At 58.0% G+C, this 24958-nt stretch carries 18 protein-coding genes; 13 read left to right on the top strand and 5 right to left on the bottom strand.

Annotation, left to right across the window (positions count from 1 at the left end):
- The first annotated feature begins 2 nt into the window (after positions 1–2).
- From B5G16_RS06080 to ffh, 5 genes are all read left to right on the top strand, one after another.
- Entirely contained in the window at positions 3–1784 is a 1782-nt protein-coding gene (locus tag B5G16_RS06080) for a BACON domain-containing protein (RefSeq protein ID WP_239405998.1), read from the top strand.
- Between the two features lie 15 nt (positions 1785–1799).
- Positions 1800–3944: a S8 family peptidase gene (locus tag B5G16_RS12855; protein WP_162612030.1), complete on the top strand. Its 2145-nt coding sequence runs from the start codon at positions 1800–1802 to the stop codon at positions 3942–3944.
- Positions 3945–3962: 18 nt separating this feature from the next.
- Complete coding sequence (locus B5G16_RS06070; RefSeq protein WP_087262253.1) at positions 3963–4796, top strand: DUF1573 domain-containing protein; 834 nt, start codon at positions 3963–3965, stop codon at positions 4794–4796.
- Between the two features lie 5 nt (positions 4797–4801).
- Positions 4802–5302 (top strand): hypothetical protein, encoded by a 501-nt coding sequence (locus B5G16_RS06065; protein WP_087262251.1) that lies wholly within the window; start codon positions 4802–4804, stop codon positions 5300–5302.
- 193 nt (positions 5303–5495) lie between these two features.
- Positions 5496–6827 (top strand): signal recognition particle protein, encoded by a 1332-nt coding sequence (gene ffh / locus B5G16_RS06060; protein ID WP_087262249.1) that lies wholly within the window; start codon positions 5496–5498, stop codon positions 6825–6827.
- Positions 6828–6882: 55 nt separating this feature from the next.
- On the opposite strand, the gene B5G16_RS12550 is transcribed toward ffh, so the two are convergent.
- Entirely contained in the window at positions 6883–8241 is a 1359-nt protein-coding gene (locus B5G16_RS12550) for a hypothetical protein (RefSeq protein ID WP_143260840.1), read from the bottom strand.
- 287 nt (positions 8242–8528) lie between these two features.
- On the opposite strand from B5G16_RS12550, the gene era reads away from it, so the two are divergent.
- The 4 genes from era (at position 8529) to B5G16_RS06035 (ending at position 13574) form a co-directional block, all read left to right on the top strand.
- On the top strand, positions 8529–9410 hold the full coding sequence (gene era, locus B5G16_RS06050) for a GTPase Era (RefSeq protein WP_087262245.1): 882 nt from the start codon (positions 8529–8531) through the stop codon (positions 9408–9410).
- A gap of 153 nt (positions 9411–9563) precedes the next feature.
- Entirely contained in the window at positions 9564–11552 is a 1989-nt protein-coding gene (locus B5G16_RS06045) for a tetratricopeptide repeat protein (protein WP_087262343.1), read from the top strand.
- Positions 11553–11568: 16 nt separating this feature from the next.
- Positions 11569–12936, top strand: a complete 1368-nt coding sequence (locus B5G16_RS06040; RefSeq protein ID WP_204228036.1) for an MFS transporter — start codon at positions 11569–11571, stop codon at positions 12934–12936.
- Positions 12937–12938: 2 nt separating this feature from the next.
- Positions 12939–13574 (top strand): hypothetical protein, encoded by a 636-nt coding sequence (locus B5G16_RS06035; protein ID WP_087262243.1) that lies wholly within the window; start codon positions 12939–12941, stop codon positions 13572–13574.
- 183 nt (positions 13575–13757) lie between these two features.
- Here the strand turns inward: B5G16_RS06035 and B5G16_RS06030 are convergent, their stop codons facing one another.
- A complete protein-coding gene (locus B5G16_RS06030; protein ID WP_087262241.1) occupies positions 13758–14900 on the bottom strand; it encodes a glycosyltransferase in 1143 nt (380 codons plus the stop codon).
- An 88-nt stretch (positions 14901–14988) separates the two neighbouring features.
- Positions 14989–15738: an acyl-[acyl-carrier-protein] thioesterase gene (locus B5G16_RS06025; protein WP_087262239.1), complete on the bottom strand. Its 750-nt coding sequence runs from the start codon at positions 15736–15738 to the stop codon at positions 14989–14991.
- 162 nt (positions 15739–15900) lie between these two features.
- On the opposite strand from B5G16_RS06025, the gene B5G16_RS06020 reads away from it, so the two are divergent.
- The 4 genes from B5G16_RS06020 (at position 15901) to B5G16_RS06005 (ending at position 20464) form a co-directional block, all read left to right on the top strand.
- A complete protein-coding gene (locus B5G16_RS06020; protein WP_087262237.1) occupies positions 15901–16512 on the top strand; it encodes a hypothetical protein in 612 nt (203 codons plus the stop codon).
- Positions 16513–16668: 156 nt separating this feature from the next.
- Positions 16669–17379, top strand: a complete 711-nt coding sequence (locus B5G16_RS06015; RefSeq protein WP_087262234.1) for a DUF2975 domain-containing protein — start codon at positions 16669–16671, stop codon at positions 17377–17379.
- A 13-nt stretch (positions 17380–17392) separates the two neighbouring features.
- On the top strand, positions 17393–17611 hold the full coding sequence (locus tag B5G16_RS06010) for a helix-turn-helix domain-containing protein (protein WP_087262232.1): 219 nt from the start codon (positions 17393–17395) through the stop codon (positions 17609–17611).
- Between the two features lie 21 nt (positions 17612–17632).
- Positions 17633–20464 (top strand): M16 family metallopeptidase, encoded by a 2832-nt coding sequence (locus tag B5G16_RS06005; RefSeq protein ID WP_239405996.1) that lies wholly within the window; start codon positions 17633–17635, stop codon positions 20462–20464.
- Positions 20465–20830: 366 nt separating this feature from the next.
- Here the strand turns inward: B5G16_RS06005 and B5G16_RS06000 are convergent, their stop codons facing one another.
- Both B5G16_RS06000 and B5G16_RS05995 read right to left on the bottom strand, forming a co-directional pair.
- On the bottom strand, positions 20831–22084 hold the full coding sequence (locus tag B5G16_RS06000; protein WP_239405994.1) for a DUF5689 domain-containing protein: 1254 nt from the start codon (positions 22082–22084) through the stop codon (positions 20831–20833).
- A gap of 22 nt (positions 22085–22106) precedes the next feature.
- Positions 22107–24953 (bottom strand): TonB-dependent receptor, encoded by a 2847-nt coding sequence (locus B5G16_RS05995; protein WP_204228034.1) that lies wholly within the window; start codon positions 24951–24953, stop codon positions 22107–22109.
- Between the last annotated feature and the right edge of the window lie 5 nt (positions 24954–24958).

Genomic DNA, 24958 nt, shown 5'->3' with positions numbered 1-24958 from the left:
CCATGAAAATACGCAACCATATCGCAACCTCGCTCCTCGCGGCAGCGGCACTTCTGGCAGCCTGCTCCACGGCCGACGAATCCGTCGCTTTCGGAACCGACACCAACTCGATTTCCATCGATGCCGTCGGAGGTACGAAAAAAATCAAGGTCTCGGCCAATGAAAACTGGGTCGCCATCTCGAACGTGCCCTGGATCACCGTATCCCCTGCAAACGGATACAAGTCCACGGAGTGCAGCCTGAACATCGACTCGGCCATCACGAACACCGTCAGAAACGGCGTCGTGCGTATCGTCAAAACCGGAAACAGCGCCGAATACCAGGAAATCCGGATCGAACAGAAGGGATTCGATTACGCCATCACGCTCGACGAGCCGACGGTCAATATCGAAAACTACGCCTCGCTCGACAAACGCTACTTCGACGTCAAGGTCAGGACCAATGTCGATTTCGACGTCAAGGTCCCCGACGACAAGACCAGCTGGGTGAAGTTCGACCGCTATGACGTCGCTCTCGACCACGGGCTCCGCCCGCGCGAGGTCACCATCCGCTTCAACTGGGGCATCAACTCCGGAGACGAACGCTCCGCCGAAGTCTCCTTCGTCCCCACCTCGGAGAGCAACGTGACCTCCGAAATGCTCGCCCGCAACGACAAGCTCACCATCGAACAGAGCGCCGCAGAGCCTATCACCCCGAATTCGCGCGAAGGCGACTCCGTGGCCCTGCTCAGCATCGCCCGCACACTCGAAGTCTGGGCATCCAGTTGGGAAAGCTCCGGCGAAAAAATGGACAACTGGGCCGGCGTAACCCTCTGGGAAGAGGGAATGGAGGGGTATGTCGACTCGCTCAAGGGCCGTGTCAAGGCCGCCCGCTTCTACATGTTCTCCATCAAGGAGGGGATTCCCTTCGAGGTGAAATACCTCACCGCAGCCGAAGAACTGGAGTTCTACAGCAACGTCAACACCTTCCAACTCAGCCTCAGCACCGGCCCGTACATCTGCGAACTCAGCCAGCTGAAGCGCCTGACCATCGGTGCATACGGACTGACGGAACTCGACGAGAACTTCACCAACCTGCGGAACCTTGAGTACCTCGACCTGAGCAGCAACAACTTCGAGAAGATCCCCGACATCATCAACCCGACGAACTTCCCGAAGCTCCACGTCCTGCGCATGGCAAACAACCAGCGCCGCCTGGTCTACGATTTGAGCAACAACATCGCCACCAACTTCGGAGGCCTCTATCAGCATACCAAATATGACTCGAATATGGGCAGCTTCGGAGAATTCCCCTCGTGGCTGTTCAAATGGGAGCCCGGAGAGGTCACGACATCCGAAGGCGAGCAGACCGTTACGGGCCTCGACACGCTGATCCTCTCGGTGAACTATCTCCAGGGACCGATCCCCGACTTCAAGGACGACGAGTCGATACCCGTCTACACCGAGGCTCCCGACTCGCTCAAGGATGCTGCAGGGGAGTGTATCCTGGTCAAGAACCGGATCAAGCGCGTGATGCCCCAGTTGAGGATGCTCGCCCTGAACCTCAACCGTATGACCGGCGCCCTGCCCGACTGGGTGCTCTATCACCCGGCTCTCGACTGGTGGGACCCCTTCACGCTGCTGTTCAACCAGGAAGGAAAGGATGAGCAAGGCAATCTGGCCGGCTTCTCCAACGAACCCGCGAACATGGACTATTACTACCAGGCCTATCCGAAAAAGAAACTGGCCAACATGACCGATGAAGACGACGCCGAAAACGGCGACGACGCCGGAACCACGCGATAATAACGATTCGACAAGATGAAAATGAACAAATATCTCATATCGGCCTTCGGCGCCCTGGCGCTGATCGCCTTCAATGCCTGCTCAACCGAAGACCTCGCAGAACCCTCCGTTTCCACCGGCTCCGAATCCGCATCGGAGCCCGCGGAGATGGCCGGAGAGGTCATCGTGAAGTTCGATGCCGCGGTGAGCGACATGCTCGACGAACGCGGCCTGGCCCAAACCCGAAGCGGGGCTCCCGCCACACGCAGCGGAATCTACTCCGTGGACGAAGTCCTCGACATGCTCGGCGAATGCGAGCTGGAACGCATTTTCCCGGTAGACGCCCTCCACGAGGAGCGCACACGCGAGGCCGGGCTCCATCTGTGGTATGTAGTCCGCTTCAGCGACAAGTACAGCGTCGAGGAGGTCGTCGACCGGCTTTCGGCCCTCGGCGAGGTGCAGACCGCAACGCCCAACCGCACCATCAAACGCGCCTACCGCACCGACCGCAAGCCCGTCCCCTTCCCCAAGAGGCTGCTCAACGCCCCGGCAACCCGCGCCGACGGCGAGAACGGGTACGTCTACAACGACCAGCTCCTGAAATGGGAGTGGCACATCATCAACCGCGGCTACAAGGATTACTTCATCATCGATCCGGAGGAGGACCCCGAAGTGGCCAAAGCCAAATTCAAGGTCGGTGCCGATGTCAACTGCGAAAAGGCCTGGGAACGCTCGACGGGCGATCCGTCGATCGTCGTGGCCGTGCTCGACGAGGGTATCTACTGGCGTCACCCCGACCTGATCAACAACATGTGGATCAACGAGGGCGAAACCTACGGGGCTCGTGAAGACAACGACGGGAACGGCTATGCCGGAGACTACTACGGATACGACTTCGTCAACAACACCGGAATCATCTCGTGCGACGCCTCGGCCGACACGGGACACGGCACGCACGTAGCCGGAGTCATCGCCGCCCGCAACAACAACGGAATCGGAATCGCCTCCATCGCCGGAGGTACGGAAGAGAAGCCCGGAGTCAAGATCATGTCGTGCCAGATCTTCTCCGGAAGCGCGTCCAGCAACACCATCAACCTGGCCCGCGCCTTCAAGTATGCCGCCGACAACGGTGCCGTCATCCTGCAGTGCAGCTGGGGATACACATCCAGCGCGGCCAACGGATATGAAAACACCCCGGGCTTCGCGACCCAGGAGGAGTGGGAGGCAGCCTGCCCGCTGGAAAAGGCGTCGCTCGACTACTTCGTCTACAACGCCGGATCGCCAAACGGCCCCATCGAAGGCGGTATTCCCATCTTCTCCTCGGGAAACGAATACGCCCCCGCGGCCGGATTCCCCGGAGCCGCCGAGTACTGCATCTCCGTGAACTCCATCGCTGGCGACTACACCATCTCGACCTTCTCGAACTACGGGACCTTCTCGGACATCGCGGCCCCGGGCGGTGACCAGGACTACTACTTCGACTATGTCGACATCCGCGAAGACGGGGAGAAGGACCCGTCGGCCCCGGAGTATACCGCAGCCCGCGGTGCCGTGGGATGCGTGCTCTCGACCCTGCCCCCGCAGGTCAGCGACGACACCTGCTACGGCTACATGGAGGGTACCTCGATGGCTTGTCCTCACGTTTCGGGTGTGGCCGCCCTGGGACTCTCGTATGCCGCCCAGCTGCGCAAGCACTTCACGGCTGCCGAATTCCGCAAACTGATCGTCGAGAGCGTCACCCCCATCGACGAGTACCTCACCGGCGACAAGAAGTACTACCACTATGTGACCGACCTGGGCAAAACCTATCCCAGAATCTTAGAGCTGTCGCAATACGCCGGCAAAAGCGGAGGTCTCGTCAATGCCGACAAGCTCCTGGCCGCCGTCGAAAACGAGTCGGCCGGCACGGCGGTCTCCTTCCCGAACATCTACCTCGGAATCGGCGAGGAAAACAAGGTGATCGAGACCCCGGCCCGCTACTTCGTCAACGGAGAATCGCTGACCTACACCCTTACGATCGAAAACACCGCGATCGCTTCGGGCAAGATCGAAAACGGCAAGGCCGTATTCACCGGTCTGGCCGAAGGTGCCACCCCGGCATCCATCAAGGCCAGCAACGGTGAGACCCATTCGTTCAACATCACCGTCCGCAAGTCGGCCAACGGAAGCGGCTGGCTCTAACAGCCCGAAGAAAAAACCATGCTGCACCAAGGCTTCATACGTTACGTACTGGTCCCGCTCGGGACGGCGGCGGCACTCGTCGCCGCACGTCCCGCCCGGGGGCAGTTCCACATCGTTCCGCGTGAGCGCCTCGACAGCATGGCACAACCCGCACTGGCCCATGGTGCACAGGCGATGCGTTTCGACCGCACGCGGATCGAAACCGGACCGATCGGCGAGGACGACGGACCGAAAAGTTTCGTCTTCACGTGGCGGAACAACGGAGAGACGCCCCTGGTCATCACCCGCGTGCGGACCACCTGCGGATGTGCCGTCCCGACCTTCGACAAGCGCCCCGTGAAACCCGGAGAAAAGGCCTCCGTGACGGTGACCTACCACCCCAAAGGGCATCCGGGAAGTTTCGCAAGGAAGATCTTCCTCTTCACGCAGCTCGACGAAAACGCCCCGACGGCCACACTCGAACTCGCCGGAGAGGTCATCCCCTCGGCCCGCCCGACCTATGCCTATCCCTACGCCCGGGGCAACCTGCTCCTCAAACAGGAGGTGATCCGTTTCACCGGTACGGCGCCCGCCGCCGAAAGCATCGAGTGCCTCAACGGCGGGAACGACACCCTGCGGATCGGAATCGACACCCGGATCCTGCCCCCCTGCATCCGCGCAGAATTCTCCCCTGCGGAGCTCCTGCCGGGTGCGATCGGCGAGTTGACCGTGCGGTTCGACCCCGCGGCAGGCCGCGCTCCGGAACGCATCCCGGTATTCATCCGCGGCGTGGGACTCCCGCCCGGGAAAAGTGCCGTAACCGTCCGAATCGACGCCGACAACAACGAATCCAAAACCGTGAACAACAAGTGAAAAATATGAAAAATCTACTCAAATTCTCGTTTCTGCTGATCCTTGCCGCAACCTTCGCAGGATGCGACGACGACAAGAGCTACGAAGATCCCGGTCTTGAAGTGTCGCTCTACAACATCTCCGGAACCTGGAAGCTCGAATCCTGGAACAACGGAGCCGCACTGGCCGAAGGCAGCTACGTCTACATCGATCTCGCCTACCGCAACGGCAAGGAGTTCACCATCTACCAGAACCTCGACAGCTTCGGACCCCGCAGAATCACCGGCAGCTACAACCTCTATACCGACGAGTCGCTCGGTTCGGTCATCCGGGGCATGTACGACTACGAAAACGGAGACTGGACACACCGATACATCATCCGCAACCTCTTCCCGGACCGCATGACCTGGATCGCTACGGACAATGCCGACAACGTCTCGCTCTATGTCCGCTGCGACGGCATCCCCCAGGAGATCCTCGATCAGTACAAGGATCAGATCGACGCCGAACAGGACGACGAAGAGTAATCATCCGCCCGGACCCGGAAAACGGTCCGGAACATGGATTCCCGCAAAAACGGAGAGTCGGGCCATGACCCGACTCTCCGTTTTTCGTCGCACGGCCCCGACCTGCTGTCACAAATTTCAACCCGCGGATTGCGCTTTCTGAATTATTTCTTAACTTTGCGCGAAATACAAACGCACGAAATTTTAAACAGATATGTTCGAAAACCTGACCGACAAACTCGAACGGTCGTTCAAAATCCTCAAGGGCGAGGGCCGCATCACCGAAATCAACGTCGCCGAAACCCTCAAAGAGATCCGGCGCGCGCTGATCGACGCCGACGTCAACTACAAGGTCGCCAAGACCTTCACCGACGAGGTCAAGCAGAAAGCCCTCGGGCAGGACGTACTCAAAGCCGTCAAGCCCGGACAGATGATGACCAAGATCGTCCGCGACGAACTCGCTGCCCTGATGGGCGGTACGGCCACCGACATCCGGCTCGAAGGTACGCCGGCCGTCGTCCTCATCGCCGGTCTGCAAGGTTCCGGTAAGACCACCTTCTCCGGAAAACTCGCCTCGATGCTCAAAAGCAAGAAGGGACGCCAGGTGCTGCTCGTGGCCGGAGACGTCTACCGCCCCGCGGCCATCGACCAGTTGAAGGTCCTCGGCGGTCAGATCGGCGTCGAGGTCTACACCGAGGAGGGGAACCGGAATCCCGTCCAGATCGCCGAAAACGCCATCCGATACGCCCGGCAGAAGAGTTACAACGTCGTGATCGTCGATACGGCCGGACGTCTGGCCGTCGACGAGGCCATGATGCAGGAGATTACGGCCATCAAGGCCGCCGTCAAACCCTCGGAGACGCTGTTCGTCGTCGACGCCATGACCGGTCAGGATGCCGTCAACACGGCCCGGGAGTTCAACGACCGGCTCGACTTCGACGGCGTGGTCCTCACCAAACTCGACGGCGATACGCGCGGCGGTGCCGCCATCTCGATCCGCTCGGTGGTCAACAAGCCCCTGAAATTCATTTCCAGCGGCGAAAAGATGGATGCCTTGCAGGTATTCCACCCGGAGCGCATGGCCGACCGCATCCTCGGCATGGGCGACGTCGTCTCGCTCGTCGAGCGCGCCCAGGAGCAGTTCGACGAGGAGGAGGCACGCAAACTCAAAAAGAAACTCGTCAAGGACCAGTTCAACTTCAACGACTTCATCGCACAGATCCAGCAGATCAAGAAGATGGGTAATCTGAAAGATCTGGCCTCGATGCTGCCCGGCATGGGCAAGATGTTGAAGAACGTCGACATCCCGGACGACGTCTTCAAGCAGACCGAAGCGATCATCTCGTCGATGACCCCCGCCGAGCGCGAACACCCCGAGATCATCAACGCCCGGCGCCGCGAACGCATCGCCAAAGGCTCGGGAACGACCATGGCCGACGTCAACCGTCTGATGAAGCAGTTCGAGGATACGCGCAAGATGATGAAGGCCGTGGCGGGCGGCGGCTTGAAAATGCCCAAGATGCCCGGCATGATGCGCCGGCGGTAATTGCTCTCCAATCTTAGAAACGAAAGGGACTGTCTGTAAACAGTCCCTTTCGTTTCTAATTCTCAAATCTGGATGATGGTAACCAATATTTAAATATTATATCGCCATATAAATTGCACACCGTACCATTCACTATTACAATTTTGCCATTTCGCCTTACCTTATAACTGCAATTATAATGGAAATAAGAGTTGATTGTTCCCAAATCTGTTACCCATTTTTTCCCTGCTTTCCCTTTTATAAACTCATCGCCAACCTGTAAACCCATCTTCTGCGCCGAACTATTTTCTCTTATAGACACTATCGTTCGTCCTGACATTTCGACATTGGAATAATAAGCTGTTATAGATTTATGGACAGGTCGATCATATACAGTAGGAATTTTTGCAGACCAAGATGCATAAGCCATATATTCATCCAGAATATTGAAATCCGCATTCAACACATGTCGTTTTAGTGTCATCTGCCAGATAATGGGTGGTGTAGTCTGATTCGGATCATCAATCCGCTTGGTATCCAGAATAGAAAGTTCCAGAAAAATATTCGTATCTTTTGTCGTTTCCGTATATCCCCCTTCATGAATCACTCGATTCTGTTGTCTGGTTATGTAATCATAACCCTTTGACAAAAAATTGTATTGAGATGTCATCTTACTTCCCGTATTTACCACACGACTCGTTGGTGGAACATAAGTGGACGAGATAGTTTCATCCGCATTCTTCGAAATAGAGATTAAAACATCTGGATGTTCTGTATCTCGTTTCCAATGCGAAGGCAATCCGCAGGAAACAAAGTGCTCCAATATGGTTTTATCCATTAACGGATCATTCCCTTCAAGCATAAAATCATATGTTGACACAAAAAACCAATCAAAATCCTTATCAATTAATTCTGTACAATATGTCTTTGTTCTATCAAATTCTTTTTTTCGTTTATCCATCCTGTTCTTCATATAATCAGGGGTAATATCCCGAGCTTTGAGAAAGTCTGACGAGGTAATCCCCAAAAGATTGAATAAATCCGGCCTTTTTGTCTCATGAAGCACGATTTGATATGGCTTCGTCGAACAATTTTTCCAAAGAGTAAGCAACACGCTATCACGATGATTATCAAGAATTTGATAGAATTCGTCCTCATCCATTTCTTTCGTCGAGCGACCGTTGATTTCCTTAACCAGATATCCAATACCTATTGTAACAGGATCATCTTGAAGAGAATAAAAATTATAACCATAAATACGAGTTACCATTCCGACCGGATCCACATATAATTTGGGATCTATTATCGTCAGATAATCACGTCCATAATCATGGAAACGTTTTACTCGTATCAAATGATCTTGAACCTGCGCTTGTGCTTGCAAGACAAGGCTCAATAACAAAAGCATATTCAGCAAAGAGATTAATTTCTTCATATTCTTAACCATTAATCATTCATAAATAGTTCAAAAATAACCACCTCCAAAAATGATAGACACTTCACCCTAATTCATCTCCGCAATTCAAAACATCCAAATTCTGAATGCATGATTGAGATCACTATTTGCGTCGACGCTTCATGTGGTGAAACTGAATTAGTTCTCGTAAAACTGAAATTCAAATCTTTATCACTTCATAGGCAACTGTTTTATGTGTTTGTATTGGTCAAATATAGGAAAAAATCGAATAATTTTCTACCTTTGAAAATCAAAAAAGACTATTCATGCACAAATCGGGCTTCGTAAATATCATCGGAAATCCCAACGTCGGGAAATCCACACTCATGAACGCGCTGGTCGGAGAACGCCTCTCCATCATCACCGCAAAGGCCCAGACCACCCGGCACCGGATTCTCGGGATCGTCTCCGGAGACGACTTCCAGATCGTCTACTCCGACACCCCGGGCATTCTGAAACCCGCCTACAAGTTGCAGGAGTCGATGATGAAGTTCGTCAACGGCGCGCTCACCGACGCCGACGTCATCCTCTACGTCACCGATACCGTCGAGCAGAGCGACCGCTCGGCCGAAATCCTCGAAAACATCCGCCGCAGTGCCATCCCCACCATCGTCGTCGTCAACAAGATCGACCTCTCGAATCCCGCAGCGCTCGATGCCCTGGTCGCCCGGTGGCACGAAACCCTCCCCGAGGCCCGCATCGTCCCCGTCTCGGCCCGCGAGCAGTTCAACATCGAGGGACTCTTCCGGACCATCCTCGAACTCCTCCCCGAAGGCCCCGCCTTCTATCCGAAGGATACACTCACGGACAAAACCCTGCGCTTCTTCGCCTCGGAGATCATCCGCGAGAAGATCCTCCGATTCTACGACAAGGAGATCCCCTACTGCTGCGAAATCGCAATCGACGCCTACAAGGAGGAGCCCGCCATCGACCGAATCGCCGCCACGATCCACGTCGCACGCGATTCCCAGAAGGGAATCGTTATCGGACACAAGGGCGAACGCCTCAAACGCGTCGGGCAGGCCGCACGCGAGGACCTCGAACAGTTCCTCGGAAAGAAGGTGTTCCTCCAACTCTTCGTCAAGGTCAGCGACGACTGGCGCAACAACGAACGGCAACTCAAACAATTCGGATACGACCCGGAGTAACGACCGACCGGCACCCGGGACCGCAGGACTATCGCCAAAGCCCCCCCCGGTGCGGAATCCGGCCCCGGGAACAGAACGGAAACAGAACGACGGACTGAAAAAATCGGACAATAAAGCGGCGCGAAAGGTCGTTTGAAACAAAAGATCGGAAAAATGCGGAAGTTCATCATCGCCATCCTGGCAGGCATCGCACTGCTGTGCAGCCCGCAGGCCCGTGCCCAGTACAACCGGGAGTATTTCTTCTGGATGGGCCGCTCGTGCATGATGAACAACGACTATCAGGAGGCCATCCGCACGCTCAACATCCTGCTGCGCTTCGACGAGGACGCCTTCGAGGGTTACTTCCTGCGCGGTATCGCCAAGTACAACCTCGACGACCTGCTCGGCGCCGAGGAGGACTTCTCCACCGCCATCCGCCTCAACCCCGTCTACACGCAGGCCTACACCTACCGCGCCATCACCCGCTCGCGCCTGGGAAACTACGACGACGCCTTGCAGGACTTCCGCGAGGCCATCGAACTGCGCCCCGACCTCCCCGGCCCCTATTACAGCCGAGGTGTCACGCGCCTGCTGAACCAGCAGTTCAAGGAGGCCATCGAGGATTTCGACAAATTCATCCGCCAGGAGAACAAGGTCGCCGACGCCTTCATCTGCCGCGGGTTGAGCTACCTCCACCTCAAAGACACCACCCGGGCCTACGAAAACTTCAACACCGCCATCCGCACCAACCGCGAAAACCCAAACGGATACAACCGCCGCGGAGGACTCTATCTCGATCAGGAGCGCTATGCCGAGGCCGAGGCCGATTTCAACAAGGCCATCGAGTGCGATTCAACGTATCTGCTCTCGTTCTTCAACCGCGCGCTGGTCTACAACGCCACCAACCGCCCGATGCAGGCCCTGGCCGACTTCGACCGCGTGATCCAGCTCGACTCGACCAACTCGCTCACCTACTTCAACCGCGCCATGCTCCGCACCCAGATCGGTGACTACAACCGCGCACTGGAAGACTACGACCGCGTGGCGCTCTACTCGCCGAACAACGTCCTCGTATACTACAACCGCGCCGGCGTGCACGCCCAGCTGGGGGAAATCGAAGAGGCCGTCAAGGACTACACCTCGGCCATCGAACTCTATCCCGACTTCGCCAACGCATACATCTACCGCGGGCAGCTGCGCGAACTCCTCCGCGACCCCCAGGGCGCCCGCAGCGACCGCGAAACCGCACGGCGCAAAATCGCCGAATACCGTTCGCGGTTGAGCGACAGCACCTACTCGATCTTCGCCGACACCACCCAGCGATTCGACCGCCTGCTGTCGTTCGACAGCAAATTCGCCGGCAGCAGCTTCGACCGGATCACCGGCCACAACGGCGGACACGAGGAGATGCGTCTGCTGCCCCTGTTCAAATTCACGCTCATGCGTCCCGACACGCTGCCCGACGTCAAGGCCTTCCGTCTGCAACGCATCGAGGACTTCAAGAAACGGATCGGAAACCCGTGGCTCGCCCTCTCGTGCCGCGAAAGCAACATCGCGCCCGATACGCTCGTCATGCTCGACAAGGAGTATGTCCGGCGGCTCAAAGCCGGCGATGCGTCGTGGCCGCGGCTCTTCGAACGGGGCGTCTCGCAGGCCCTCATCAAGCAGTACACCAACTCGGTGAACACCTTCTCGACGGCAATCGAGCAGAACCCCTCGAACCCCTTCCTCTATCTGAACCGGTCGACCACACGCGCCGAAATGATCGACTTCATCTCCTCGATCGACAACTCATACCAGCGGATCTCGATCGACTCCGATCCCGCAAACCGGCTGAACAACAACTCGAAACGAACGTACAGCTACGACGAGGCCGTCGCCGACCTCAACAAGGCCGTCAAACTCTTCCCCGACTTCGCCGAAGCATACTACAACCGCGCCAACCTCCGTGCCCTGTCGGGCAGCCTCCCAGAAGCCTACGAGGACTACTCGAAGGCCATCGCCCTGAACCCCGCCTTCGCCGAGGCATACTACAACCGCGGCGTCATCCAGATCTTCATGAAGGATACCCGGAAGGGGTGTCTCGACCTCTCGAAGGCCGGCGAACTCGGAATCACCGAAGCGTACGAAGTGCTCAAACGCTATGCGAATCTCGAAAACTAATTCAAACCCTGCAAATATGACAGCAACTATCCAACGCAAACTCAACGATTCGCCCGCGGCCCGATGGACGGCTCTGGTGCTCATCGCCCTGATGATGTTCTTCGGATACATGTTCGTGGACGTCATGTCCCCGCTCAAATCCCTCATCGAGTCGGCCCGCGGCTGGGACAGCGGAACGTTCGGAACCTATGCCGCTTCGGAATACTTCCTCAACGTCTTCGTCTTCTTCCTGATCTTCGCAGGAATCATCCTCGACAAGATGGGAATCCGATTCACGGGTCTCCTCTCCGCGTCGCTCATGGTCATCGGCGCTTCGATCAAGTTCGTCGGCATCTCCGACTGGTTCCAGACCACGGCATTCTGCACGTGGCTCGACAGCTGGTGGGTGGCATTCCCCGGAAGCGCAAAAATGGCGTCGCTCGGATTCATGATCTTCGGATGCGGATGCGAAATGGCCGGCACGACCGTCTCGAAGGCTATCGCCAAGTGGTTCGAAGGCAAGGAGATGGCGCTGGCCATGGGACTCGAAATGGCCATCGCCCGTCTGGGCGTCTTCGCCGTCATGTGGATCTCGCCCATGATCTCCAACCACTTCGACAAGTCGATCGTCGCTCCCGTGGCCTTCTGCACCGCCCTGCTCGTCGTCGGCCTGCTCTGCTACACCGTATTCGTATACATGGACCGCAAACTCGACCGCCAGCTCATCGCCGCCGGTGAACTCAAAGAGCAGAAATCCGCTGACGAGGAGTTCCACATCCGCGACCTCGGTCTGATCTTCCGCAGCAAGATGTTCTGGCTCGTGGCCCTGCTGTGCGTGCTCTACTACTCGGCCATATTCCCCTTCCAGCGCTATGCGCCCAACTTCCTCGAAGTGACCCTAAACATCGACGCCGAATCGGCCGCCCGGCTGTTCAGCTGCTTCCCGATCCTGGCCATGATCCTCACACCCTTCCTCGGCGCCATGCTCGACTTCCGCGGAAAGGGCGCCACGATGCTCATGATCGGCGCCATCATCATGATCGCCTGCCATTTGAGCTTTGCCTTCCTGCTGCCCGCATTCCCCTCGAAGGGACTCGCCCTGCTGCTGATCGTAACCCTCGGCGTGTCGTTCTCGCTCGTCCCGGCGGCCCTCTGGCCCTCGGTGCCCAAAATCATCGACGCAAAGGTCCTCGGATCGGCCTACTGCCTGATCTTCTGGATCCAGAACGTCGGACTCTGCCTCGTGCCGCTGCTCATCGGACTCGTCCTCGACGCTACGGGTGGCTATACCGTGCCGATGATCATCTTCTCGACCTTCGGTATCCTGGCTTTCATTTTCAGCTTCTACCTCAAAATTGAAGACCGCAGAAAAAATTACGGACTCGAAAAACCCAATATCAACTAACTATGGACAATCAGAACTACTCGTGGAAACAAACTACCGCCGATCTGTACAAGGCCGTTATGATCTATACGTTTGCGGCAATCGCCGCTTCGATCTTCGGATTCATCGGCACGATCGGCAGCGCGGCTTCGGCCGTCGCTTCCTTTGCCGGAGGTAACCTGTCGGGCGGAGGATTCGGAATCTGGGATATACTCGAAATCCTCGCCACCGTAGCCGTCATCTACGGATACTGGCTCTTCATCAAGTCCCTCGACATCTTCAAACAGCTGGTGAACCCGGCCGACGCCCCGCGCATCGGCTCGATCCGCACCGCAACGATCCTCTCGATCGTGGCCGCCATCGTGGCCTGCATCCCGATGCTGGGATTCGTCGGAGGTATCCTGAACCTCATCGCGTGGATCATGCTCCTGATCGCCTACGCTAACCTGAAAAATTCCGTAACATTCCCCGAAGGAGCACGCCGCGGCATGTCGAAACTCTTCACGGCCATGATCCTCGGAATCATCGGTTGGATCATCGGACTCATTCCGCTGGTAGGAGGCATCATCGAAACGATCCTCGAAATCGTGGCCTTCGTCATCGTACTCCTGGGCTGGAAGAATGTTTCCATGTCGGAGGAGCCGACGGCACAGGCCTGATCGCCGAAGGCAGTGCGCAACCCGGGATGAAAACCGTGAACCGACCGGAACATACATCATCGAGTCCGACAATTCCGGCGGCCATACCTCCCCAGACGCACAAGTCCTGCAAAGGCATCCGAACCGAAAGGGACGGAACCCGATTTGGGTTCCGTCCCTTTTCATTCCAGCCGGCGCCGACCGCTACCGCCCGCCGACCAGTCCGTAGAGCTCCGTGATGCGGTTGCACATCTCCTCCCACGAGAAACGCCGCCGCTCCCCGACGCAGTTCCGACGGAAGCGGTCCAGCGCATCCCCTTCGTACATGCGTTCGATCGCCGCGGCGACCCCTTCCGCCGTCGGAGCGCACACGTAACCCACGCGGCCGTCCGGAACGATCTCCGCAAGCCCCCCGACATCCGTGACGACCATCGGCACGCAGAACTGGTAGGCGATCTGCGTCACACCGCTCTGCGTCGCCGTCTTGTAGGGCTGGACCACGAAATCCGCCGCCGAAAAGTAGTATTTCACCTCCTCGTCCGGCACGAAACGGTCGTGCAGCAGCACCTCCTCCTGCAAGCCGTGGACGGCGATGCGTTGCAGGTAGGGCTCCCGCGCCGTGTAGAACTCCCCGGCCACGATCAATCGCCGGCCCTCCGTGCGTCCGCTCCGTTTGAGCTGCGCCCACGCGTCCAGCAGCAGGTCCAGCCCCTTGTAGTCGCGGATCAGTCCGAAGAAGAGCACGTAGCGCTGCGAAGGATCCAGCCCCAGACGCACGCATGCCTCCGTGCGTTCGACCCGCTCGCCGAAGTTCTCGAACAGCGGGTGCGGCGAAAACAGCGCCGGAGCAGACGTGTAGGCCGCGAGCTCGCGGTGCACCTGCTCGGACATGTAGATGAAACCGTCGACCGAATGCAGGAAATAGCGGTTGAAGGGGCGGTCGATCAGGTGGTGTTCGTGCGGTTCGACGTTGTCGATCTGGCACAGCACCTTCGTATGGCCGTTACGGCGCGCCAGCCGCGCGATCGTCCCGAAGCACGGCGCCATGAAGGGTGTCCAGTACTTCATCAGCACGAAGTCCGGACGCTCGCGCCCGAGTTGCCGCCCCACCCGCCACCAGTTCAGCGGGTTCATCGTATGGACGCATCGCGTGATGTGCAGGTCGGCCGGAGCCGGCGTCGTCACCGTCTGGCTCTTCCCCGGGAAGAGCAGCGACGGATACTGCAACGTAAAGGTCCGGATGTCGACCTCGTTTCCCCGGCGCTGGAACGTCCGTGCAAGGATTTCCAGAATCGACGCCAGGCCGCCCCGATACGGGTGGGCGGGCCCCACGATCGTGATTTTCATAGGCTGATACAGAGACCCACGCCCGGCGCACCTCTCCGCCCGGCGATGTGGTCCGGACGGGAGGCTTCCGCGGCAGTCGGCCCGAAAGTTAATCGTTCGACGACGGGTCGGTTTTCCACTCCACGCAGGCCCGAACCGCCGCCGTCGTGCCGTCGCCCGAAATCTCGAACAACGCCCCGTGCGCCCGCTGCTCGCAACCCACGGTCAGCGTCTGACCCAGCCGGCACTCTTTCAGAAAGTGGATGTCGAGCCGCACCGGCGCTTCGCTGGTCAGCAGCTCCACGGGCAGCATGTCGAGCATCATCTCGATATAACGCATCGTATTGACGTGTCGGTTGAAGTCGATGTCGCTGTATACGACCCGGTGATCCATGCGCTGCGTGGGCGCCACCTCGCGGATCTTCCGCGGCTTCTCCGCCGGGGGCGGTACCGGGACCACAGCCCCGTCGTGCTGGCGCCCGACCCACGAAAGATCCACCGCCGAGCGCGTCGTCAGGTCGATCATCGCCCACTGCGTCACGGCGCGCCCGAATTCGCGGCCCGCAGCGTCGGTCAGCGTGAAATTGCGCGTCGAAAGAACACGTCCGTAGTCGCTGATCCAGGTGGCAACCGTATAGTCCGTATACTGCTCCGGGCGCCGGTCGATCTCGATCGCCATGCGCGACAGAACCCACGAGTGGTTGTCGGCATTCAGCACATCCACCCCGAAACCCTTGCCGTAGGCATCCACACCCGCCGTGTTGAGAATCGACGACCCCAGCGACGCCAGCGTCGCCCGAAGCGTGAAGTCGACCTCCTGGGGCTCGACCCGGTATTTGTAAAGCGATTTTTCTGCCATATCCGCTGTTTTAACACGACAAAGATAAAAAATTTTACTATATTTACAGAACATAGGAGGCGGTTCGGCAGTGTCAAATCTGAAAACTTCCGTTTTCGTTTGCCTTTGTACACACCGTTCACTATATTTGTTTACAATATCAACCCTTAAAACCATCCGATTATGGAAACAAAACGACTCGACTTCGCGACAACGTTGCAGGATGCGATCGCCATCGGGCTCAAAAACGCCCCCTCGGTCATCGCCGCCGTGGCCCTCTGGCTCGTCACCATCTGGGTGCCCTACATCAACGTCGGAACGACCATCGCCATCACGCTCCTCCCCACCCGGCTGGCCAAAGGCGAAATCGTCAACCCCCTGGGCATCTTCGACAGCAAATACCGCCGCTATATGGGTGAATACTTCATCACCATGGGGCTGATGGTCTTCCCGATCCTCATCGGAGTCCTCTTCATGATCGTACCGGCCATCGTCCTCTCCCTCGCCTGGACGCTCTCCTACTACTTCCTCATCGAAAAGGAGAAGAACCCCATCCAGGCCATCAAGGCCTCGAACGACGCCACATACGGCAGCAAATGGACCATGTTCGCCGTACAGCTCGTCGTCGGTATCATCGTCGGTATCGTCCTGGGAATTTTCCGCTTCCTCTGCGACCTCATCGACGTGGGCTTCATCACCTTCATCGTGATGTTCGTCCTCTACGTGCTCGCCATCTCGATCAGCATGGCCGTAAACGCATCCTACTGGAAGCAGCTCAAAGACAACGTGGAATAACACCCGCACAGGAAGCATCCCGAAATCCCGGCGGCCGTCATCTGCGGCCGCCTTTTTTCCGCTACTCCCAAAAATTTTATCGAAAAACGATAAATATTACTTGTTTTTCGAAAAATATATCCTATCTTTGCTTCGGAAACAAAACCTTCGGGAACCATGCAGAACAAAAAATCACTCCTCAAACGACTCCTGTTCCTCTACATCGCCCTCTTTCTGGTCATCGTAACCGGCATCATCCACTCCACGCTGGGGGATTTCAGCCGCGGGGCCGCCACCGGCATGAAAATGGGCGAAGAGATGGCCGAAATGATCCAGAAGGGAACCCCGCACCTGATCTATCTGCTGAACGATGTCCGTGTCATCGGGCAACCCGACGAAACGCACCGGATCCAACTCGGGGAGACCGCCGCCGACGCATGCATCACCCGGCTCAACCTCATCGTCAACGAACCCTCACCGACCCGATCGCCCATCGGACTCGCATTCCGATCGATCGGAGGAAGCCCCTGGATCTATGCCCTGACACTCCTCATCCCGGTGCTCTTCCTCGCCATCATCGTGCTGATGTTCATGATCATCCACTCGCTCCGCCGCTCGATCCGCGAGGAGCGCCCGCTCGACCCCCGCAACGTCCGATATCTGCGCATGATCGGACTGTTGACGATCCTCTCCGAACTGGTCAACAGCTTCATGAGCCACACCATGAACCTCCGCGCCGCAGAACTCCTCGCCGAAAGCGGATTCTCGGTCGACACCTCGCTCCACCTCTCCTACTCCATGATCATCATGGGCATCCTGATCCTCTTCGCCGCCGAGGTCTTCGCCATCGGCCAGAACCTCAGCGAAGAACAAAAACTAACCATCTGACAACTCCCTAATTATGGCCATAATCATCAACATCGACGTCATGATGGCGAAACGCAAAATCTCGCTCGGCGAACTCGCCGAACGTGTCGACATAACCCCGGCAAACCTCTCGATCCTCAAAAACGGAAAAGCCCGAGCCATCCGCTTCTCCACGCTCGAAGCCATCTGCCGCGAACTCGACTGCCAGCCGGGAGATATTCTCGAATACAGACCCGAAAACAACAATCTTTAAAGTCCAATCAATACCTTTCGTATGAAAAAAATCATTTTGCTGACCCTCGCGGCCTTCGCCGCGTGCAGCGCAATGGCGCAGATGCAGCCCATTCCGGCCGACCCCGAGCTCCGAACCGGAAAACTCGAAAACGGAATGACCTACTACATCCGCCACAACGAAAAACCAAAAGGCCAGGCCGACTTCTACATCATCCACAACGTCGGTGCCATCCAGGAGGAGGACTCCCAGCAGGGTCTCGCACACTTCCTCGAACACATGGCTTTCAACGGCACGAAAAACCTCCCCGGAAAGCAGATGATCGAATATCTCGAAACCGTCGGCGTGAAGTTCGGCGCCAACCTCAACGCCGGAACCAGCTGGGACCAGACCGTATACAACATCTCCGACGTCCCCACCTCCCGGCAGGGAATCATCGACTCGGCCCTGCTGATCCTCCACGACTGGTCGCACTTCATCGCCCTCGAACCCAAAGAGATCGACTCCGAACGCGGCGTCATCATGGAGGAGCTCCGCACCCGCGACGGCGCCTCGTGGCGCGCCACGATGAAGCTCCTGCAAGCGCTCGGAAAGGGTACCAAGTACGAACACCGCAACCTGATCGGATACCTCGACGGATTGAAGAGTTTCGAGCATCAGGAGCTGGTAGACTTCTACCACAAGTGGTATCGCCCCGACTATCAGGCCGTGGTCGTCGTGGGTGACATCGACGCCGCTGCCGTCGAGGCGCAGGTCAAGGAGCTGATGTCCGACATCCCCGCCCCGGCCGCCGACGCCGCCCAAAAGGAGGTGATCGTCGTCCCCGACAACGAGGAGCCCATCGTCAGCATCTACACCGACCCCGAAATGCAGGGAACCAAAGTCCAGATCTTCATCAAACGCCCGGCTCTTCCCGTCGAACTGGCCAACACCGTGGGCGGCGAGGCCGCCAATGTCATCGAGGCCTACATCTCGACGATGGAGAATGCCCGCTTGCAGGAGATCGCCATGCAGCCCGACGCGCCGTTCCTCGGTGCCGGCATGAGCTCCGGAGACGTCATCGGCATCATCCCGACGCTCAACGCCACGGTATTCGTCGCCATGACCCAGGACGGAAAACTCAACCGCGGATTCGAATCGATCTACACCGAAATGGAGCGTCTGCGCCGCCACGGATTCACGCAGGGCGAATTCGAACGCGCACAGGAGGACCTCCTGCGCCAGGCCGAGCGCAGCTATGCCAACCGCAACGACCGCCGCAACGGCAGCTTCGTGCAGACCTACCTGAACAACTTCCAGAAGAACACCCCGATGCCCGATGCCGAAACCGAGTGGAAGCTCGACAGCATGCTCATCCGGATGATCAACGTCGAGGCGGTCAACGGCTTCGTACAGCAGACCATCACCCCGACGAATCAGGTCATCATCGTTACGGCCCCCGAAAAGGAGGGACTCGCATCCCCCGCCGCCGAAGAGCTGCTGGCCATCCGCGACAAGGTGACGGCCGCCGACGTGGAGCCCTACGAGGACAACGTCGTCAAGGAGCCCCTGATCCCCGAAGGAACCGTGCTGAAAGGCTCGAAAGTCAAGAAGTGCGTCGAGGACGCCGTGCTGGGAACCACCGAGTGGACGCTCGCAAACGGCGTGAAGGTCGTCGTGAAACCCACGACCTTCAAGGCCGACGAGGTGCTCATGAGCGCCGTGGCAAAGGGCGGGCTCTCGCAGCTCTCCGACGAGGAGTTCTACATGGGTGAGATGATGCCCGCCATCAACTCCATGTCCGGCGTCGGGCGCTTCTCCGCCACGGAGCTGAAAAAACAGCTCTCCGGAAAAACCGCCGGGGTACAGCCCTCCGTCGAACACTTCGCCAGCTCGATGAACGGATCGGCGTCGCCCAAGGATCTCGAAACCATGCTCCAACTCCTCTACCTGAACTTCACCCAGCCGCGATTCGACCGCAACGACTACGACAACCTCATGAAGATGCTCCGCGCACAGCTGGCCAACGTCCAGTCGAACCCCGACTACCGGATGCAGGAGAAGACCATGGAGGTCGTATACGGCAACAACCCCAGACGCCGGATGGTATCCGACGAAATCATCGACGGATTCGACTTCGGGAAACTCCCCGACATCTACGCCAAGCTCTACCCCGGCGCCAACAGCTTCGTATTCACCTTCGTGGGCAATGTCGACCTCGACTCGCTGAAACCTCTGGTCGAAAAGTATATCGGATCGATCCCCACGACCAAGAAGCCCATGACCTGGCGCGACGACAAGACCGACCCCGTTCAGGGTGAGGTCACCGAGGTGTTCAACGTCGCCATGCAGCAGCCCAAAGTCTCGGTGTACTACTACTTCTCCGGAGAGATGCCCTACACGTTCAAGGAGAAGCTGGCCCTGACGTTCCTCTCGCAGGCTCTCAATTCCCGATATCTCGAATCGATCCGCGAGGAGAAGGGCGGAACCTACGGCGTCCATGTCAGCGGTTCGACCGACTACATCCCGAAGGAGAGCTACGACATGAGCATCATGTTCGACACCAACGAACAGATGGCCGACGAACTGTGTGAAATCGTCATGAAGGAGATCCGCACGATCGCCGAGCAGGGCCCCAAGAGCGAAGATATCGAGAAAAACCGCGAATTCATGCTCAAAAGCTGGCAGAACAGTCTGGAACTCAACAACGGGTGGATGGGGTACATTCAGGCCAAATACGGATCCGGGCTCAACTTCATCGCCGATTACGAGCAGGCGCTGCGCAGCCTGACCGATGCCGACGTGCAGGCCATGGCCCGCAAGGTCCTCGACGACGGAAACCTCGTGAAGGTCGTCATGCGCCCCGAGAAGACCGAAACTCCGGCCGAAGAATAACTCCAAAGCCCGCCGGGATTCCCGGATCCTTGAAAGCGGCCGACACGTACTCGTGTCGGCCGCTTTTTTCGGGGCAAATCCGAATCGGAAACGCGCATCCGGCCCTCCCGAAAAGGAGTCTCCCCGGCACCGTAAAAAGGCCGGAAAACCGCAATTGCAGGCATTCATCGTCCAAGAAGGTCCGCAACCGCAAAGCGGACACGGCCCCTCGACAGCCGGAACCACGGAATAGCAGCAACCGCAGGAAGCGACGACCCCACGACAGCCGGAACCGCAGGACGGACACAATCGCCGAATGGCTGTCATTTCAAAAGAAGGCGGCCCGGAAATCCCGGACCGCCTTCGCTGCCAATCGGCGCGGAGGGGCTATTCGCCGCCTTCCATGCCACCCATCGGGTCATTCTTCACGGGAGGATTGAACGGATCGTATTCCGCATATCCCTGGGAATAGGCCCAGCGGGCCAGATCGTCGGCTTCGGCCTCCGTCAGCAGGTCCTCGGCCTTGAAATCGAGGTCTTCCAGACGGCTCACCGAAATCTGGTACTGTGCGTAGTCCCGCTCCCCGCCGGTAAAGGTGCTCTGCTTCGAGTAGATGGCGTAGATACCCAGCACCGTGCCGACAGCCCCGTCCTTCGGAATCGGCTGCATCGCAAACTGCGAGTAACCGCTCGTGCGGATCGAGTAGACTCCCGGATCCGACGTGTAGACCGCAGCATCGTTGTAGGAGATCAGCACGGAACCATAAAGACGGATGTTGTTGATGTTATAGGCCCAATGGTACCACGGCGCATTCTGCGGAGTTCCCGAATCGGTCACGATCCACGTCGGGAAGGTGCTTTCATACGTGCCGTTCTTCAACGCCGTAGTCTGCTCATGATTCTGGTTCGGAACGCCCGCATAACGAACCTTGACGCCATTGAAACGAACCAGACGTCCCAACTGATCCTTGCCCAGCGCCGTCTGGTAGTTCGACGCATCCACGTCGAGGATGTCCGAAGCTTCCAGCTTGACCCGCTCGCCCGGGAAGACGCTCAACTTCGCAATCTTCGGGTTGTCCAGGTTCGAGTTCGCATAGAACTTGTGCTTGCCCGACGCATTGTTCGAATCCGACGGAGCCCCGCCGATCGAAAGCATCATCCGGTAGTTGCCCAGATAGAGCCCGTCCAGACGAACGTAGACCCACTGACTCTCCATCGTATTCAGATCCAGATAGTAATCCAGATAGAGACCGTTGTAGAGTTTCAGCTCGATGGCGGCCGTGCCGTCGTAGATGTGCAGCGACTTGTAGATGTTGCCCTGACGGTCGCTGCTGATCACCTTGCCCTTGATGTAGTAGTTCGCGGCGGCCGGCCAGCTCCGCAGTCCGACAAAATCGGTCTCCTCCGGTGTCAGCTCCCCGAACTTCACCGTCTGCGTATCCGACCACTCGTCATTCTCGCCCGTGCCCGACGTGTTGCCGAAATAATCCTTCACCGCCTTGATCGTAACATGTTCAAGACCCAGGGCCGTCATGTCCGTGTCGGTGTAGATCTTCCGGGGGGCCGGCGTATCGAAATCGTTGTAGCAGCCTGCGGCCAACGCGCCGACAAGAACCGCCAATGTTATTTTAAGACTTTTCATAATCGTGTGTCCTTCTCGGTTGTTAGAATCGTAAGTAGACATTCAGGAAGTAGGTCGTGCCCAGCATGTAGAAGTACTTCGACGGGAAACGCCCGAACACGTAGTCGCCCGTGCCGGCGGCGCGGACCTTGCTCATACGCATCTGCTCGTAACCGCCCGTGCGGATGTTCTGATCATTGAGGATGTTCTTCACCTCAAGGCTGCATCCCAGCATGTAGCGACCCAGATACCAGTTCTTGCCCACGTTGGCGCTCAACGTGAAGTAACCGCCGAACTCCTCCTGCGCACGAAGCTCCTGGATCGACTTCACCGCCCCGGCAATCACCGCGGCGGAATTCTCACTGGGATTCGAACCCTCCGCAGTAATCAGGTTCGTGAAGTACTCCGAAGCCGTGTTCGTGCGGTAGAACGGGTTCATCGACAGGTAGAGACGGTCGTAGTAGTTCAGGTTCACGCCCGCAAACCAGCTGTTCGGACCCTTGTAGTCCAGACCCACGTTGATGGCCGTCTGCGGCGAGCTCTCCACGTGGTAGCCCTTCCAGTTCACCTTGTCACGCAGGACGATCTTGTCGACGTTGTCCACCGTCTGCACGAAGTCGGCGTCCGACGTGTAGGTGTAGTCGCCCCAGCTGATCGCGCCCACGACCGAAATGCCGTTCCAGACCGGAATCGAAAGTCCCAGCTCCACGCCGTAGTGCTCCTTGTCGATGCCGCTCATGGCGAAGTTCGTGAACGAACTCCGCGTGTCGTCGTAGAACGAGATCACCTTCGACTGATCCTTGATCGTCGTGTAGTAACCCGACAGACGGGCCTTGATGTAGGGCAGGTTCAGGTTGTAGGTCAGGTCAACGCCGAAGATCTTCTCGGCTTTCAGCCCCGGCGTCGTGTTGTTGCGCGTACGCGGCGACACGAACGCCGTGTTGAACTTCGGTGCCTGTTGCAGGATCACCGCATTGGCTTCCAGCGAATGAGCCCCCGAGAACTTGTAGCCCAGCGAGAGCTTGCCCTCGTAGGTCAGGTAGTCGAGGTGCTTCGAATCGCCCTTCGAGTTGTTCGGGAAGAGACCCTTGCGCCACATACCCTCGCGGTGCATCTCCGAATAACCGACCGATCCGGCCACCCCCAGCGAGAAACCTCCGATGGCCCACGTGTAGTTGGCCCAGGCGTCGGTTTCGAGCAGGTGCGCACGGTACCAGTAGCCGTACTTGTCGCCCTTGCGGGCAATGCGCGCATGACCCGTGGCCCAGTAGTAGTCCAGATCGTTCTGGTAGGCCGTCTCGCTCGCCATGTCGCGCTCGGCGAACTTGTCGATGTCGTACCAGTAGTCGCCGCCCAGCAGGTCCTTCACCTGCGAGTAGTAGTTCGTGCGGTTCACGCGAAGGTTCACGCCTCCCACGATCTTCATGTTGTTGCGCATGTTGTGCTGCACGTTCACGGCCAGGTTGTAGTCCAGCTGGTCCGTGTGGCGCTCCTCGATCATGTAGTTCGAACGGCGGCTGTCGCCCATCAGATCGGTCAGCTCCGTGTCGATGTACTGGTTCTTGTGGTAGAAGTCGTCATAGTCCAGCATGCCGTCCCAAACCTGTGCGGCCAGAATGGCATCCTGCCCGAAGAAGTAGATCGTCTGGTCGGTCGTCGTCCCCGGAACGATCTGCGTGAAGTCCGACGACGGCATGTAGCGGTAGTAGTCCCCGCGCGGGTCCGAACCGCTGTTCCACGTCAGCGCCGAGTAGCCGTTCTTGCCGAAACGAAGCGACGTCGCCGCATTCAGGCGCGTGTTCTCCGACATGTCCCACGTGTAGTTCAGCATCACGATCGGCTCGTGCGTGTTCCGCACGCGCGAGTTGCGCAGCTTCCCGGCCTGGTAACCCACGTTCGGGTTGTAGTAGTTGTTGCCGAACAGCGCGTAGGCTTCGTCGGTCGACGCCTGCTGCGCACCGCGCTCCGAAGGCGACGCCAGCAGCGTCAGCGCCAGACGGTGATCCGTGCCGAAGAGCTTCTCCACCGAGGCAAAGTACGAATAGGAGTTGTAGTAAACCCCGTCCACATAGCCGTTGCCGCCCTGACGCGTCCCGACCGAGAAGGCATACGACCAGCCGTTGTCCAGCTGTCCCGAACCGTAGGAGACCATCGCCCGGAAACGGTACATCTGGTTGGCGTTCGAGACGCTCACCCGGAAGCCCTTGCGCACCTGCGAAGCCCGGGCGTTGACGTTCGTCATGCCGCCGATGCCGCCGATGCCGAAATCCGACATTTCGAGACCCGTGTAGTTCTCCTGGTTGCGCGTCGCGTCGTTCAGACCGCTCCACAGCGACCACGGACCGTAACCCGTCATGGCATCGTTGAAGCGGATGCCGTTCAGGTAGATGTCCGAGAACTGCGAGTCGTAACCGCGGACGTTGAAACGCATCTCGCTGAAACGGTACGAGGCGATGTTGTTGAACAGGTCCTTCGACGAGGAGAGCGACGACGGAAGCGCCTGCGTGTCCGACGACGAGGAATCCGAGTCGAATTCCGCGAAGATCGCATCATCGAAGAAAGCCGTGTTCGTGGGACCCGCCGGAACCAGCACGATCTGTTTGAGGTTCTGGACATGCTCCGTACCGACACGGACCATCACATCCAGCGGCTCGAAATCCGGAGTCAGGAATTGCAGCGTGTAGCTGCCGGCGGGAAGATTCCCGAACGTGAAACGACCCTCATTGTCGGTCGTCGTCGTCACGCCCAGCGACTCGATCTTCACCTCGACGTTGCTCAATGCCACGCGCCCGTTGCGCGAAACCACCGTACCGATGACGCCTCCCTCCTGTGCGTAGGAGGCGAAGGTCACGGCCGTGAGCATCAGAATAAGTAGAGATTTCAGTTTCATACACG

Origin of the sequence: Alistipes sp. An66 (genome assembly GCF_002161445.1) — a bacterium.
GTDB lineage: Bacteria > Bacteroidota > Bacteroidia > Bacteroidales > Rikenellaceae > Alistipes > Alistipes cottocaccae.
Note: the sequence above shows the minus strand (reverse complement) of the source record. Positions and strands in the feature narration are given on the sequence as shown.